The 14,450-nt window shown below is 70.0% G+C and carries 15 protein-coding genes and 1 tRNA gene; 10 read left to right on the forward strand and 6 right to left on the reverse strand.

Annotation, left to right across the window (positions count from 1 at the left end):
• Positions 1-20: 20 nt before the first annotated feature.
• The 5 genes from H4W81_RS19925 to H4W81_RS19945 form a co-directional block, all read right to left on the reverse strand.
• Positions 21-1,685 (reverse strand): thiamine pyrophosphate-binding protein, encoded by a 1,665-nt coding sequence (locus tag H4W81_RS19925; RefSeq protein ID WP_192776196.1) that lies wholly within the window; start codon positions 1,683-1,685, stop codon positions 21-23.
• A complete protein-coding gene (locus H4W81_RS19930; protein WP_192776197.1) occupies positions 1,682-2,449 on the reverse strand; it encodes a cyclase family protein in 768 nt (255 codons plus the stop codon). Before H4W81_RS19930 ends, H4W81_RS19925 begins: the two co-directional genes overlap by 4 nt.
• A 278-nt stretch (positions 2,450-2,727) precedes the next feature.
• Entirely contained in the window at positions 2,728-2,982 is a 255-nt protein-coding gene (locus tag H4W81_RS19935; RefSeq protein WP_192780920.1) for a Smr/MutS family protein, read from the reverse strand.
• Positions 2,979-3,581 carry a hypothetical protein gene (locus H4W81_RS19940; RefSeq protein ID WP_192776198.1) on the reverse strand — a complete coding sequence of 201 codons (603 nt, stop codon included), beginning with the start codon at positions 3,579-3,581 and terminating at the stop codon, positions 2,979-2,981. Before H4W81_RS19940 ends, H4W81_RS19935 begins: the two co-directional genes overlap by 4 nt.
• Positions 3,582-3,613: 32 nt before the next feature.
• Positions 3,614-4,042, reverse strand: coding sequence for a CBS domain-containing protein (locus H4W81_RS19945; protein WP_192776199.1), 429 nt, complete (start codon positions 4,040-4,042; stop codon positions 3,614-3,616).
• 147 nt (positions 4,043-4,189) lie between these two features.
• On the opposite strand from H4W81_RS19945, the gene H4W81_RS19950 reads away from it, so the two are divergent.
• Together H4W81_RS19950 and H4W81_RS19955 are read left to right on the forward strand one after the other, a co-directional pair.
• Positions 4,190-5,587 carry an aminopeptidase P family protein gene (locus tag H4W81_RS19950; RefSeq protein ID WP_192776200.1) on the forward strand — a complete coding sequence of 466 codons (1,398 nt, stop codon included), beginning with the start codon at positions 4,190-4,192 and terminating at the stop codon, positions 5,585-5,587.
• Between the two features lie 40 nt (positions 5,588-5,627).
• Positions 5,628-5,701, forward strand: a tRNA-Met gene (locus tag H4W81_RS19955).
• 53 nt (positions 5,702-5,754) lie between these two features.
• On the opposite strand, the gene H4W81_RS48700 is transcribed toward H4W81_RS19955, so the two are convergent.
• Positions 5,755-5,883 (reverse strand): hypothetical protein, encoded by a 129-nt coding sequence (locus tag H4W81_RS48700; RefSeq protein WP_264083177.1) that lies wholly within the window; start codon positions 5,881-5,883, stop codon positions 5,755-5,757.
• 184 nt (positions 5,884-6,067) lie between these two features.
• Between H4W81_RS48700 and H4W81_RS19960 the strand changes: the two genes are divergently transcribed.
• The 8 genes from H4W81_RS19960 to H4W81_RS19995 all read left to right on the forward strand — a co-directional run bounded on the left by H4W81_RS19960 (position 6,068) and on the right by H4W81_RS19995 (position 14,449).
• Positions 6,068-6,859: an MlaE family ABC transporter permease gene (locus H4W81_RS19960; protein ID WP_192776201.1), complete on the forward strand. Its 792-nt coding sequence runs from the start codon at positions 6,068-6,070 to the stop codon at positions 6,857-6,859.
• Positions 6,859-7,713: an ABC transporter permease gene (locus H4W81_RS19965; protein WP_192776202.1), complete on the forward strand. Its 855-nt coding sequence runs from the start codon at positions 6,859-6,861 to the stop codon at positions 7,711-7,713. The genes H4W81_RS19960 and H4W81_RS19965 overlap by 1 nt, the downstream gene beginning before the upstream one ends.
• A gap of 4 nt (positions 7,714-7,717) precedes the next feature.
• Positions 7,718-8,737 carry an MlaD family protein gene (locus tag H4W81_RS19970; RefSeq protein ID WP_192776203.1) on the forward strand — a complete coding sequence of 340 codons (1,020 nt, stop codon included), beginning with the start codon at positions 7,718-7,720 and terminating at the stop codon, positions 8,735-8,737.
• 1 nt (position 8,738) lies between these two features.
• Entirely contained in the window at positions 8,739-9,797 is a 1,059-nt protein-coding gene (locus tag H4W81_RS19975; protein WP_192776204.1) for an MCE family protein, read from the forward strand.
• On the forward strand, positions 9,797-10,822 hold the full coding sequence (locus H4W81_RS19980; RefSeq protein ID WP_192776205.1) for an MlaD family protein: 1,026 nt from the start codon (positions 9,797-9,799) through the stop codon (positions 10,820-10,822). Before H4W81_RS19975 ends, H4W81_RS19980 begins: the two co-directional genes overlap by 1 nt.
• A 125-nt stretch (positions 10,823-10,947) precedes the next feature.
• Positions 10,948-11,973, forward strand: a complete 1,026-nt coding sequence (locus H4W81_RS19985) for an MCE family protein (protein ID WP_192776206.1) — start codon at positions 10,948-10,950, stop codon at positions 11,971-11,973.
• On the forward strand, positions 11,970-12,998 hold the full coding sequence (locus tag H4W81_RS19990) for an MCE family protein (RefSeq protein WP_192776207.1): 1,029 nt from the start codon (positions 11,970-11,972) through the stop codon (positions 12,996-12,998). The genes H4W81_RS19985 and H4W81_RS19990 overlap by 4 nt, the downstream gene beginning before the upstream one ends.
• Complete coding sequence (locus tag H4W81_RS19995; protein WP_192776208.1) at positions 12,995-14,449, forward strand: MCE family protein; 1,455 nt, start codon at positions 12,995-12,997, stop codon at positions 14,447-14,449. The genes H4W81_RS19990 and H4W81_RS19995 overlap by 4 nt, the downstream gene beginning before the upstream one ends.
• Position 14,450 lies beyond the last annotated feature (1 nt).

Here is a 14,450-nt window from a genome sequence, read left to right on the forward strand (position 1 = left end):
GCAAGTTGTGACCCCGCGCGTCAGTGGCCCCTGAACGCCTCCTCCAGCCACCACGAGCCGCGCTCCCCTCCGACCTTGGCGTGCACCAGCAGCGGCCGGTCCCGCGGCCCCGCGAGCCACGAGGCCACCGCGCCCAGATCGGCCCGCTCCCTGACGGTCACCGCTGCGCAGCCGTACCCCCTGGCGATCGCGGCCAGGTCGACGGCGGGAAAGGTGACGGTGTCGAGCGGGTGCCCCGAGGGCCCGAAGTGGTGCACCTCGGCCCCGTAGGCCTCGTCGTCGTAGACCACGATCACCATCGGCAGTCCGAGCCGCACCACCGTCTCCAGCTCGGAGATCCCCATGAGCGCGCCGCCGTCGCCGAGCGCCGCGACGGGCAGCCGGTCGGGCAGCGCCACCGCCGCGCCGATCGCGCTGGCCAGGCCGAGCCCGATCGACTGGAAGGCCTGTGTGAAGCAGAAGCCGCGCTCGTCCGGCACGTCGAGGAACATCGCCGGATAGCCCATGAAGTTGCCCGAGTCGGTGGCGACGACGCGTGCGGGCGGCAGCAGATCGTCCAGGGCGATGGTGAGCGTCCTGGGGTCGATCCGCCCCTCCCCCGCCTCCTCCTTGTACGGCACGCTGCGCCACCGCACCCCCTCCGCCAGGCGGGTGGCCAGCCCGGGCGTCCGGTAGCCCTGGGCGGGCGGGCCGTCGAGGGCGGCCTCGGCCGCGCGCGCCACCCACGCGGTGTCTCCCACGACGCCCAGTTCGACCGGCCGGTGCGCGCCGATGGCGGCCGGATCGACGTCGACCTGGACGACCCTGGTGTGCTCGCCGATCAGCCTGCCGTGCCTGGTCGTCCACATGTTGAGCGCGCAGCCCCAGCCGACCAGCACGTCCGCGCCGGAGATCAGCTCGGCGGCCAGTGGGGAGGCGAAGCCGCCACTGATGTCGAGGTCCCACGGGCTGCCCCTGAACAGGCCCTTGGCGACCGCCGAGGTGGCAAGCAGGGCACCGACCCGGTCGGCGAGGGCGAGCAGCTCGCTCCTGGCGTGCCTGGCGCCGCGCCCCGCCACGAACACCGGCCGCTCCGCTCCGGACAGCAGCCGGGCCAGCCGTACCACGTCGGCCTCGGGGGCGGGCCGCTCCAGGGTGACGGAGGCGGCCGCGCGGGCGCTCTCGACGACCAGACGCCACACCTCGTTCCACATCTCGCCCCGGCCCGCGATCTCGTTCTGCACGTTCAGCGGCAGGTTGAGCAGCACGGTCGCGCCGGCGCGGGCGGTGCGGAAGGCCTCCACGGCGTCCTCGACGGCGGTCGTCGCCGAGCGGATCCGGAACGGGATCGCGCCCACGGCGCGCGCCATCGCGTCCTGGTCGATGTGGAAGTTGGAGCGCGCCTCCGTCGCCTCCCCCGCCAGCACGATGAGCGGCGTGCGGCTCTTGGCGGCCTCGGTGATCCCGGTCATCGCATTGGTGAGCCCGGGGCCCTGGTGCACCGAGACGACGCCGACCCTGCCGCTCATGCGGGCGTAGGCGTCGGCCATGGTGGCCGCGCCGCCCTCGTGGCGGGCGGCGACGAAGCGCGCGCCGTGCGCCACGAGGGCGTTGGTGACGTGGAAGTTGCCGCTGCCGACCACGCCGAAGACGGTCTCGACACCGAGCTCGGCCAGCACCCGCCCGACCAGCGTGGCGACGCTCACCGCGCGTGCTCCACCAGCGCCAGCACGCGGACCGGGCTGCCAGAGCCGCCCACGATGGGCAGCGGAGGGGCCAGCACGACCGCGCCCGTGGCCGGCAGCCGGGCCAGGTTGCGCAGCTGGGTCAGGCCGTACTTGCCGGCCCCGAGCAGGAAGGAGTGGCAGGGGAAGGCGGGGTCGAAGGAGTGCGCGGCGCCCGCGTCGGTGCCGACGGTCTCGACGCCGACGCCCATGATCGGCTTCTCGGCCGCCAGCCAGCGCGCGCACTCGACCGAGATGCCGGGCGAGTGGCCCTCGTTGAGGAAGCCGTCCGCGTCGTCCGCCCTGGCGTCCCAGCCGGTGCGGTAGAGCAGCCAACCGCCCTCGGGCAGCGACCCGTTGGCCCGCTCCCACTCGCGGACGTGGTCGATCTCGAGCAGGAAGTCGGGGTCCTTGGCCGCCTCGGCGGCGAAGTCGAGCACGACGGCGGGGGCGAGGAGGTTCCGCACGGGCACCTGCGAGACGTCCTGCCCCTCGCGGGCGGTCACCCAGTGGACGGGCGCGTCGAAGTGCGTGCCGGTGTGCTCGCTGGTGTGGATGTCGTTCCAGTACCAGGCGGGGCCGCGGTCGTCGTAGCGGCTGATCTCCTCCAGCCGGAAGGGGAGGGCGTTCCCGAACGGCTCGGGCAGCTGGAGGATCGGCGTCCGATCGGAGAGCGGCGCGGTCAGGTCGATGACCTCGATGCCGCCGGAACGCACGCTCTCCACGAGATTTCTCAGGATCGACATGGACGCATCATCGCATCCACCGAGGAAGATCCCCGGAAGAGAATCTGACGACTTCCCACGGTTTCCCGGAGAGCCCATGCGACTCTCCCGCGCTCTTCGAGACCACTCCCGGGCGTCTTCCCGCTCCCGGGTGTCCTCCCGAGACCCCTCCCGGGCGTCGTCATAAGACCGCTCCCGTGCGACTTCCCTAGACCGCTCCCGGGCGTCTTCACAAGGCCCCGCTCCTCGGTGCCCCTTCTTGTTACTCCCGGACAGGCCCGTGCGACCCTGGGGCGGCGCTACTTGTGCCGGAAGTAGACGAACAGGCGGCCATGGTTCTTGGCGTCCTTGTCGATGCGGTGGTACAGCGCCTTGATCTCCTTCTGGTCGAGGAAGCGCAGCACCTTCTTCTTGAGCTGGCCGCTCCCCTTCCCCGGGATGATCTCCACCTCGGTGGCCTTCGTGCGGATCGCCTCGTCGATGATGCCGCGCAGCGCCCGGTCGATCTGGTCGCCCTTGTTGTAGATGTCGTGCAGGTCGAGTTTGAGTTTCACTGCCTCGCCCATGGTTTACAGCCCCCGCTCTGGAAGGCCTTGTCGGTTGTCTCGATCGTGACCGTGGCGGGTCCTGTGGGCAGGCCGCTGGTGATCACCTCGCTGGGGTCTCCCCCCGTCCCCTTCAGTCTGGCCCAGTAGCACATCGGCATGCCGGGGGCGGGGCCGTCGGTCCGGTAGGTGCCGGGCTGGATGTCGGTTCCCACCACCTGGATCCCGCTGCCCGGCGAGAGCCCGCCCGAGGGCGGCTGCGCAGGAGGCTGCCCCGCGGATGGTTGACCCGCGGACGGCTGCCCTGCCGGCGGCTGCCCGGTGGAGGGGCTCGTCGCGGGAGGGCTCGTCGCCGGCGGCTGGCTCGCGTCGGGCGGCGAGCTCACGGGCGCCGTCGGACCACCCTCCCCCGGGGCGCTCTCCGTGGGGCTCTCCATCGTCACCGTCATCTCGGGCGGTGAGTACGGCGCCGCCGTCGTCGGCTCGGCCGAGCCCAGCCCGGTGAGGAAGCCGATGAGGAAGCCCAGGATCCCGGCCAGCCCCGAGGCCAGCAGGATCAGCGTCGGGCTGCTCGAGGCGCGCGGTGGCGGGGGATGGCCGTACATCACGGGGACAAGCGTGCCATGTCCCCCGCCTCCGGTCAGCGGTGCAGGTAGTCGACGAGCGACGCTTTCTCGGTCTCGAGCTCCTCGATGGCGCTTTTCACGACGTCCCCGATGCTGACGATGCCGACCAGGCGGCCGGCGTCGACCACGGGCACGTGCCTGATGCGGTGCGTCGTCATCGTCCTGCGCAGGTCGTCGACGTTGGCGTCGGACGAGCAGGTGCGCACCTCGGACGTCATGATCTCCGCGACCCTGGCGTCGAGGATGTCGGCGCCCCTGTCGTGGAGATTGCGCACGACGTCGCGCTCCGACACGATCCCGGCTATTTCCTCGCCGTCGCCCGAGACGACGACCGCGCCGATGTTGTGCTCGGCGAGACTGGCCAGCAGCTCTCGCACCGTGGCGTCGGGGCGCACCGTCGCCACGTCTGATCCCTTGCCCCGCAGGATCGTCCCGATCAGCATGGACCACCACCTCGGCTGTAGGTACCTCTGACTTTGCCCTCCGCACGCTCGGGCCAATCGTGAGTGGCAATTGATTTTCCGGTTAGTGTGCTGGAGGATGCCGCAGCCGTACCATGTGAAATACCACTTCCTAGTCCAGGGATCCGCATGTCCGAGAAGCTCAACACCGGCAGCCACGACCTGCCCATCACCGACGCGCTGGCCGCCTTCATGGAGACCGGCTGGGCCGACACCAGGCACACCGGCCTGGAGCCGCTGCCCGTCGCTCCGTGGACGGCCAAGCGGCGGGCCGCGCTCGCCGCCCGCTTCCCCGGCGAGCGGCTGGTGATCCCCTCGGGTTCGCTGAAGGTGCGCAGCAACGACAGCGACTACCGGTTCAGGACGCACAGCGCCTTCGCCTATCTGACCGGCGACACCGAGCCCGACGACGTGCTGGTGATCGAGTCGAGCGGCGAGGCTGTGCTCTACGTGCGCCCGCGCTCGCCGCGCGCCGGCAGCCAGGAGTTCTACCGCGACAGGCGCTACGGGGAGTTCTGGGTGGGCCGCCGTCCCGACCTGGACGAGGCGCAGCGGCTGTACCAGGTCGAGTGCGCGCGCATCGACCGGCTGTCGCTCGACGGGCCGGCGAGGGTGCTGCGCGGGGTGGACGCCTCCGTCGACGCCCGCGTCGAACGCGGCGAGGGCGACGCGGAGCTCGAGACGTTCCTGTCGGAGATGCGGCTGCTCAAGGACGAGTGGGAGGTCGCCGAGCTGCAGTTCGCCGTCGACGCCACCACCAGGGGCTTCGAGGACGTGGTGCGCGCCGTACCTCAGGCGCTGGGGCAGGTGCGCGGCGAGCGGTACCTGGAGGGCGTGTTCGGGCTGCGGGCGCGGCTGGAGGGCAACGCGGTCGGCTACGACAGCATCGTCGCCTCGGGCGCGCACGCCAACGTCCTGCACTGGATCCGCAACGACGGCCGCCTGTCCTCCCGTGACCTGCTGCTCCTCGACGCCGGCATCGAGTCGGACTCGCTCTACACCGCCGACATCACCAGGACGCTGCCGCTGTCGGGGCGGTTCAGCCCCGTGCAGCGCCAGGTCTACGAGCTGGTCTACGAGGCGCAGAGCGCGGCCATCGAGACGCTGCGGCCGGGCGCCCGCTTCCGCGACTTCCACCTCGCGGCGATGCGGGTGATCTGCGAGGGGCTGCACGCGTGGGGCGTGCTCAAGGACTCCCCCTCCTCACTGATGGAAAGTGGCCTCTACCGCCGCTACACCGTCTGCAGCAGCGGCCACATGCTCGGCCTCGACGTGCACGACTGCGCCAAGGCCCGGGCGGAGACCTACCTGGACGGCGTGCTCGAGGAGGGCCAGGTGCTGACCGTGGAGCCCGGCCTCTACCTGCAGGCCGACGATCTCACGCTGCCCGAGGAGTTCCGCGGGATCGGCGTCAGGATCGAGGACGACCTGGTCATCACCTCCGACGGGGCCAGGCTCATGTCGGCGGGCCTGCCCCGCCACCCCGACGAGGTCGAGGGGTGGATGGCCACGCTGCTCTCGAGCTGACACAAAGCACTCCCCGCGTACGGTAGAGTTTGTTTCACGACGCGGGGTAGAGCAGCTCGGTAGCTCGTTGGGCTCATAACCCAAAGGTCGCAGGTTCAAATCCTGTCCCCGCTACTCGCGAAGCCCGGCCGTCCATCTGGACGGCCGGGCTTCTGGTTTCTCCGGGGTCAGCGCGGGGTGGGCAGGACGGCCAGCTCGCAGGCGTAGGAGTCCGGCGGCGCCGCCAGCACCCAGGTGATCATCGACGCGAGCGCCTCGACCAGCGGCCCGCCGATTCCGCCGGTCGCCCCTGTCACCAGAACATCTCCCGTGATCGCCAAGCTCCCACCACCAGGTCACAGGCCCGTCACATTTCGTGGCGGGCTGACAACATGTGAGCTGCGTCTCATACCTTTTCCTCAAATTCCGCAGGAAGCATCGACTTACTGGACTACCCGTCAGTAAGGTGACTGATCCATAGTCGAGCCATACGAGGTGGTCATGGCGCTGACCGGGTACGTGGGCCGCAAGGCCGGAAGCGTGCTGGGCCAGGTGGGCGAGCTGTTCGTGATCGTCCTGGAGGGCCTGCGGCGTACCTGGGACATCAAGACCTGGTGGTGGGAGTTCGTCGCCCAGTGCTGGTTCCTCGCCCGCGTGACCAGCGTCCCCGTGCTCCTGGTCTCGCTCCCCCTCGGCGCCACCGTGGCCCTGCAGGTGGGCGAGCTGGCCTGGCAGCTCGGCGCCTCCTCGGCGACCGGCAGCGCGGTGTTCGTGGGGCTGGTGCGCGAGGTCGCGCCGATGGCCAGCGCGCTGCTCATCGCGGGCGCCGGGGGCAGCGCGATGACCTCCGACATCGGCGCCCGCCACATCCGCGACGAACTGGCCGCGATGGAGGTCATGGCGGTCAATCCGATCCACCGCCTGGTCACGCCCCGCATGTGGGCGGCCAGCACGGTGGCGGTGTGCCTGGCCCCGCTGGTCATCGTGGCGGGCGCGGCCGGCGGCTACTTCTTCAACGTGGTCATCCAGGGCGTCACGCCGGGGGCGTACTTCGACGGCGCCCTGTCACTGGTGGTGACCACGGACCTGATCGTGACGCTGTTCAAGGCGTGGATCTTCGGGTTCATCGCCGCAGCCGTCTCCTGCTACATGGGCATGACCTGCGCCACCAGCCCCGTGGGCGTGGGCCGCGCGGTGAACAGGGCCACCGTCGTGACGTTCATCCTGGTCTTCGCGATGAACTACGTGATCACCGCGGTCTACTTCCTCGCCTTCCCGCCGAAGGTGCTGTGATGGCCACCCGTACGGCGGGCCTCCGGCTGGCGGGGGCGGGAAGGGAGTGGGCCGAGCGCTTCGCCGGCCTGGCCGACTGGCCGCTGTTCATCTGGAAGGTGCTGTTCTACTCCGTCCGCGACGTCATCCTGCGCCTGAAGTACTTCAAGGTCGTCATGCGCCAGGTCAGCGACGTGGTCGTCGGCGTGGGCGCCACCGTCGTCGGCGGCGGCATGATCTTCGTGGTGTTCACGATGGCCTTCGCCGTCGGCGCGACCGTGGGCCTGCAGGGCTACCAGGGCCTCCAGGCGATCGGCGCCGAGTCCTTCATGGGCCTGGTCGGCAGCTTCGCCAACGTCCGCGAGATCACCCCGATCATCGCCGCCGTCGCGCTGGCCGCGCAGGTCGGCTCGTCCTTCACCGCCGAGCTCGGCGCGATGCGCATCTCGGAGGAGATCGACGCGCTGGAGGTGATGGGCATCAACGCCTTCACCTATCTCATCTGCACCCGCGTGGTGGCCGCGCTGATCGCGTTGCTGCCGATCTACCTGATCGCGCTGTTCGCCAGCTTCTTCGCCACCAGGCTGATGTGCACGGTGCTGTTCGGGATGGCGCCCGGCGGCTACGACTACTACTTCTACATCGGCCTGCCGGTCATCGACATCGTCTACAGCGTGATCAAGGTCGCGGTCTTCGCCTTCGTGGTGATCGTCATCCACTGCTACTACGGCTTCTACGCCACCGGCGGTCCGGTCGGCGTGGGCGTGGCCGCGGGGCGCGCGATCCGCCAGTCGATCGTCACGATCGTCCTGCTCAACCTGCTGCTGTCGTTCCTGTTCTGGGGGGACGGCAGCGGCGTGAAGCTGACGGGGTGAGGGCGTGGGCCGTAACGAACTGTCACTGCCGGTGCGGATGGCCGTCGCGCTGCTCGTCGTGCTGGTGCTGGTCGCCACCGGGTTCTTCCTCGTGCGCGGCGTCACCGAGGTGAGCGGCACCAGGATCCAGGCCGTGTTCGACCGGGCCGGCCAGGGGCTGGACAGCAACTCCCCCGTCAAGATCCGCGGCATCACCGTGGGCGACGTGTCGGACGTCGGCCTCGATCCGAAGGGCAGGGCGGTCATCACCATGCACATCCAGCCGGGTGTGCGGGTGCCGCAGACGGCGGTCGCCTCCATCGAGCCGACCTCGGTGTTCGGGCCGAAGTTCATCGACCTGCGCCCGGGCTCTGGCGAGGCGCGCGGCCCCTACCTCGGAGCGGACGCGGTCATCACCGACACCGAGGAGGCGCTGGACCTGTCCGACTCCCTCGGCGCGGCCTACAAGGGCCTGGACGCGGTGGACCCCCGCGAGGTCACGGTCATCGTGCACACGATCGCCAAGGGCCTGGAGGGCAGGGGCCGCACGATGCGTGAGCTGATCGACGACGCGGGAATCGTGGTGGGGGTCGCGCACAAGCACAGGGAGCGCGCGAGGCGCTTCCTCGGCGACGCGTCGGCCCTGTCCGCCAGCCTCGCCGACAAGGGCGACGAGATCGTCTCGATCAGCTCCGACGTCAACACCATCACACCGGACCTGCTCGAACGAGCCGAGAAGGTGCGCGTCCTGCTCGACCAGATCGCCGACATCTCCGAGCTGAGCGCGCACGGCCTGCGCAAGCACCGCCAGAACCTGCGATCGGGCGTCCACTCCGCCGAGCGGGTGGCCGCGCTCATCTACGCCCAGCTGGGGCTGGCGGGGGGCGGCGTGCGCGGTGTGACCACGCTGGTCGACCTGCTCAACAAGCTGATCGAAGCACCTGGCCCCGACGGCAGCCGCATGCTCCAGGTGGAGGCGTTCGTCGCGACCGACATCTGCGAGCTGATCGTCGGCGCCTGCGGCCCCACCGACGGGAGGAGCTGAGATGGCCGCCTCCAGGGAGCGCGTGGTGCGCCGCTGGACCCTGCTGCGCTTCGGCCTGTTCTTCGCCGTCTCCGCCACGCTGATCGGCTTTCTCGGCGCGCAGATCGCCAGGGTCAGCACCGGCGCCGGATACGACCTCGTGGCCACCTTCGACGACGTCTCGGGACTGATGGAGGGCGACCAGGTCAAGATCGCCGGCGCTCCCGTCGGCCAGGTGCGCTCCATCGAGGTCGTGAACGGCAGGGCGGAGGTCACGCTGGAGGTCCAGGAGGCGGTGCGGATCCCGTCCGACAGCGAGGCCGCGATCAGGTGGCGCAACGCCGTGGGCCAGCGGGTGGTCTACCTGCTGCCGGGAACCGCCCCCGACAAGCTCGCGCCCGGCGCCCGCATCGCCAGGACGGCCTCCGTCGTGGACATCGGCGAGCTGGTGAGCGACCTCGGCCCGCTGACCAGGAGCCTCGACCCCGAGCAGATCAACCAGCTGCTCACCGCGGCGGGCAAGGCGCTGGAGGGCAACGACAAGAACATCCCGCGCCTGCTCGACAACGTCAACGAGATCACCGGAACGGTCAACCAGCGCAAGGAGCTCATCAGGCAGTTGCTCAAGGACTACGCCACGGTCACCGGCGTGGTCGCCAAGCGCGACAAGCAGATCGCCCGGCTCGTGGACAACCTCGTCACGCTGTCGGAGTCGTTCGCCGACAACCGCGAGCTCGTCGACGACTCGCTCGTCGAGCTGTCGGCCACCTTCGCGGTCTCCAACGAGGTGCTCGGCAAGAACGCCGAGGAGCTGGGCAGGGTCACCGACGGCCTGGCCAGGCTCACCGGCGGCATCAGGCGCAACGTCGACAAGATCGACAAGACGGTGAACACGATCCGGCCCCTGTTCAGCAGGGCCTACTCCAGCGTCAACCGCGGGCACTACTTCATCTCGGCGGTCCCGTGCCTCGCGCTCGGACCCTCGCCGTGCCCGTACCCCATGGAGTCGCCGCCGCCGCTGCGCGAGAGCCTCAAGATCCAGAGCTCCAAGGACCTGCGCAGGCTCATGGTGGGTGACTGATGCCGCTGAAGTCCTTCCGTGACCGCAACAAGATCGTCGTGGGGCTCGTCTCCCTCGGCGTCCTCGGCTCGCTGCTGGTGGGCACCTTCCTGGTCGGCACGCTCGGACTGTTCGAGGGCGGCTACTACATGTCGGGGATCTTCGTCGACTCCGGCGGCCTCAGGACCGGCAACGACGTGCGGGTGGCGGGCGTGCGCGTGGGCGAGGTGACCGAGGTGCGGCCCGACTACGCGAAGGGGCACGTGGTCGTCAGCTGGAAGGTCGAGAGCGACGTCCGGCTCGGCCGCCAGACCAGGGCCGACGTCACGCTCTCCAACCTGCTGGGCGGGCGCTACGTCAAGCTGACCGGGCCGGTGGCGGCGCCGTACATCGATCAGCTCCCCGAGGAGCAGCGGACGATCCCGGTCGAGCGCACCGGCACCCCCGTCCTGATCAACGACGCGCTCAAGGACGCGACGCGGCTGGTGAACAAGCTCGACACGAAGGCGGTCGACAAGCTGCTCACCGAGCTGGGGAAGGTGGACCTCAGCAAGCGGGGTCGCGTCACGCGGCTGCTGAAGAACATCGGCGACCTGTCGGACACGATCAGCAAGAGCGAGCCCGACCTGCAGAAACTGCTCGACAACGGCTCCAAGATCATGGATGTCCTGGAGAAGAAGGACAAGCAGATCGGGCGGCTCATCGACGCCATCGAGATCATGCTGGACGAGCTGCGAACGCGCCGCAACGAGCTGCGCACGCTCCTCGGCTCGGGCAGCGACCTGGTCTCCAGCACCACCAGGCTCATCGTGGAGCACGAGAAGAGCCTGGTGGACACCCTCGACAACACCAGCGCGATCACCACGAAGCTGACGGGGAGCAGGGAGGAGTTCAACTCGGTGCTGGGGTGGGCGGGACCGACGTTCGCCGGGCTGGCCACGATGGGCGGCCAGGGGCCGTGGATCGAGGCCATCGCCACGGGCCTCGGGCCGATCAACCCCGAGGTGCTGGCCGCGATCGCGAAGGACAGGAAGAACGACCGATGACCCCTCCGCGCCCCGACGAACCCGAGACCCCCGGCACCCCGTCCCCCCGAAGGGCCCCGCCACCAGGAGACACGGCCGCACCCTCCGGCATCCCCTCCCCCCGGAAAGGAACGCGGGGCGGCGTGATGCGGCGGGGGCCGGCGGTACTGGTCGTGATCGCGATGCTCGCCGCCACCGGGGGGTGCTCACTGATCGGCCCCGCCCCCTACCATCTCACCGCGATCTTCACCAAGACCCCCAGCCTCTACGAACAGGCCAAGATCAAGGTCATGGGCCTCGACGCCGGCACCGTCGAGAAGATCACCATCCAGGGCGACAAGGTCCGCGTCGACCTGGCCGTCTACCCGGAAATCCCGCTCCCCGCCGACGTCAAGGCCGTCGTCGCCCCGCAGAACACCCTCGGTGAGCGCAACGTCGTCCTCTACCCGCCCTGGAAACCCGGGCAGGCGAAGATCGCCCCCGGCGCCGTCATCCCGCTGGAGCGCACCGACCTGCCCGTCGAGATCGACGACGCCCTCGACGCCTTCACCAAGCTCACCGAGGCCCTCGACTCCGAGCAGCTCGGCGACGTGGCGGGCGACCTCGCCGACGGCGTGCGGGGCAGGGGCAAGACGATCAACAACGCGCTCGCCGACACCGCCAGGCTCACCGACACGCTCGCCGCCCAGGACCAGCAGCTCATGGACCTGGCCAAGGGCCTCAACAGGCTCGCCACCAGCCTCAACAAGCGCGAAGGCCAGGTCACCAAGACGATCGACGCGTTCGCCGAGGCCAGCGCCACGCTGGCGGAGGAGCGGCAGCGGCTGCGCGGGTTCATCACCGGCATGGCCCAGTTCGTACGGCGCGGCGACGTGCTCATCGAGGCCTACCAGGAACGCCTCCCCCAGGGCGTCGCCACGCTGTCGGAGATGGTCCTCACCGTCCGCGCCAACAGCGAGCAGATGGCGCAGACCATCAAGGGCGCCGCCGACTTCGCCGATGTGATCATCGACGCCTGGGACAAGGACCAGCACGTCCTCAAGATCAGGGTGGTGCTGAACGCGATGACCCGCGCCTGGCTCGCCCCGCTGTTCGACTCGCTCAACCTGCCCAAGCTGAAATGCCTCGGCGGCGGCCTGAGCAACTGCCCCTACGAGCAAGGGAAGCGATGAGAGTCTCACACGCCGCCCTCGCCCTGGTCCTCGCCACCTCGGGGTGCACCCTGCAGACGGTGGGCGCGACACAGGGCGAGCTGACGCTGTCGGCGACCTTCTCCGACGTGCAGAGCCTCGTGGTCGGCCACAGCGTGCAGATCTCCGACGTGCGGGTGGGCAGCGTGACCGACGTGCGGCTGGAGGGCTACCAGGCCAAGGTGACGATGGCCATCGAGGAGGACAAGCGCGTCCCCGCGGGTACCAGCGCGACCGTGGCCAAGACCTCGATCCTGGGCGAGAACTACGTCCTGCTCACCCCGCCCAAGGGCAAGGACCTGAGCACCGGCCCCTTCCTGCCGAACGGCGCGACGATCACCGACACCAGCGTCGAGCCCGACATCGAGCAGGTCACCGCGAAGGCGGGCCCGCTGATCGAGGCGCTCGGCGCCCAGGACGTGAACGCCATCCTCGAGGCCGCCTCCACCGCCTTCGCCGGCAAGGGCGGCGACGTCAACAAGCTGATCAGGCAGACCGCGCAGGTCACCGACAGCTACGCGGCCGCCAGAGCGGAGATCGCCGGCACCATCGACGGCCTGGCCAAGCTCGGCGACCAACTCGCCAAGGGCAGCAAGGACCTCGACGAACTGCCCGGCACGCTCGCCGCCGCGACCGACAGGGTGAAGCACGGCCGCAAGCACATCAAGAGGGCGATCGTCGCGCTGACCAAGCTGGCGAAGGAGGCGAATGTCACGATCTACCCCCGGCACGCGGCCCGGCTCCGTACGCTGCTGCGTGAGGTGGACGCGATCAGCGCGTCGATGCTGCGCGGCAAGGACGACCTCAAGACGCTGGTGACCAGGATGCAGGCCTACATCGACCTCCCCCCGATCACGGTCAACGGCCAGGTGCTCATCTACATCTGGCTGAAGGGCCTGCTGCTGCCGGACAACAAGGGCGTCATCCCCAACAGGCCCAACGTCGACCCCGGCCCGCAGCCCAACCGCAAGGACGACTTCCGCCTGCTGTGGGAGCCGCCGCGATGAGACCGCGCATCTACCTCAACCTCGCCTTCTTCGCCCTGCTCGGCGTCGTGATGACGGTCTGGGCGTTCACCACGATCATCAAGCTCGACGTGATCACCCAGCCCTACCGGGTCTCCGCCGAGTTCGCCTCCTCCCCCGGCCTGGTGCGCGGCTTCGACGTCGCCTACCTGGGCGTCCGCGTCGGCAGGATCGGCGACGTACGGCTCGCGCCTGGCAAGATCGTCGTCGGGCTCGACCTCGACAGGGAGGTCAGGCTGCCCAGAGCCAGCACGGCCGAGGTACGCCGCAAGTCGGCCATCGGCGAGCCGTACGTGGAGCTCTCCCCGCCCGCGACCGGGGTGGGCGGGCCCTCCCTCGCCCCCGGCGACGTGATCCCGCTGTCCAGGACCACGGTGCCGCTCGACTACAAGAAGCTGTTCGCCGGCGTCGGCAGGCTGCTCAACGCGGTGCCGCCCCAGGACGCCAAGACGATCACCCACGAGCTGGCGGTCGCGCTCGACGGCCGCGCGCCCTCGATCAGGGGCATCATCGACGACGCGCACGACCTGACCGACACCCTCGCCGACAACTCCAAGACCCTCGACGAGCTGGCGGTGCAGCTGACCCGGCTCACCGGCACGCTGGCCGGGCGCAGGGAGAAGCTGGCGGCGGGCATCACCGACCTGGCCACGGTGACGGGCTCGCTACGCGAGTCGCGCAAGGAGCTCAACGCCTTCCTCGACCACGGGCCGGGGGTGTTCGGCCAGATCGACACCCTGATCAGGACGGCACGGCCGGGACTGTCCTGCGCCCTGACGGCCGCGGGCCTGCCGCACAAGCCCGTCTTCTCCGCCGAGACGGAGCGGAACGTCAACCACATGCTCAGCGTGGTGCCCACCGCGCTCAGCCTGGCCGACGACATTAGCGACAAGCGACCCGACGGCACGGTGTACGGCAGGACCACCTTCGTCTTCAGCATCCCAGGCGGTCCGCAGCCGGCCGAGGAGTACGCGGGTCCGATCGGGCCGCCGAAGATGGCGCCGCTGCTGGAGTGCCCGAAGCACGCCCCTGTCACCACGGTCGACTTCACGGCCGACAAGGGCCCGCACCCCGCCGACGCGACCTCGCCCGCCGACCGCGAAGACCCCGGGCATCCGGCCGACCCAGGGGCCACGTCCGACCGGGACAAGACGGCCGAGCCAGAAGACACGTCCGACCGGAAGAAGACGGCCGGCCCGAAGGACGCGACCGGATCCGAGGACACAGCCGATGCGGACGGCTCGTCTTCGGGTGAGGCCGCGCGGACCGGCACGCCGGAGGACGACCCCGCCACGTCGTCGGCGTCGTCCGCGAGCACGCCCCAAGACCTCACGCCGCTCATCATCGCCATCGTCCTGGCCGTCGTCGTCAGCGGCGGCGTGCTGGGCTGGATCGCGGTGGGACGGTCCGCTCGCCGCCGTGGAACGGAGTAAC

The organism is Nonomuraea africana, from assembly GCF_014873535.1.
Taxonomy (GTDB): Bacteria; Actinomycetota; Actinomycetes; order Streptosporangiales; family Streptosporangiaceae; genus Nonomuraea; species Nonomuraea africana.

Excerpts from the sequence above, each read along its gene's own strand:
- H4W81_RS19930 (WP_192776197.1), bottom strand. The coding sequence starts at position 2,449 with ATGTCGATCCTGAGAAATCTCGTGGAGAGCGTGCGTTCCGGCGGCATC.
- H4W81_RS19945 (WP_192776199.1), bottom strand. The coding sequence starts at position 4,042 with ATGCTGATCGGGACGATCCTGCGGGGCAAGGGATCAGACGTGGCGACG.
- H4W81_RS19950 (WP_192776200.1), top strand. The coding sequence starts at position 4,190 with ATGTCCGAGAAGCTCAACACCGGCAGCCACGACCTGCCCATCACCGAC.
- H4W81_RS19960 (WP_192776201.1), top strand. The coding sequence starts at position 6,068 with ATGGCGCTGACCGGGTACGTGGGCCGCAAGGCCGGAAGCGTGCTGGGC.
- H4W81_RS19965 (WP_192776202.1), top strand. The coding sequence starts at position 6,859 with ATGGCCACCCGTACGGCGGGCCTCCGGCTGGCGGGGGCGGGAAGGGAG.
- H4W81_RS19975 (WP_192776204.1), top strand. The coding sequence starts at position 8,739 with ATGGCCGCCTCCAGGGAGCGCGTGGTGCGCCGCTGGACCCTGCTGCGC.
- H4W81_RS19980 (WP_192776205.1), top strand. The coding sequence starts at position 9,797 with ATGCCGCTGAAGTCCTTCCGTGACCGCAACAAGATCGTCGTGGGGCTC.
- H4W81_RS19985 (WP_192776206.1), top strand. The coding sequence starts at position 10,948 with ATGCGGCGGGGGCCGGCGGTACTGGTCGTGATCGCGATGCTCGCCGCC.
- H4W81_RS19990 (WP_192776207.1), top strand. The coding sequence starts at position 11,970 with ATGAGAGTCTCACACGCCGCCCTCGCCCTGGTCCTCGCCACCTCGGGG.
- H4W81_RS19995 (WP_192776208.1), top strand. The coding sequence starts at position 12,995 with ATGAGACCGCGCATCTACCTCAACCTCGCCTTCTTCGCCCTGCTCGGC.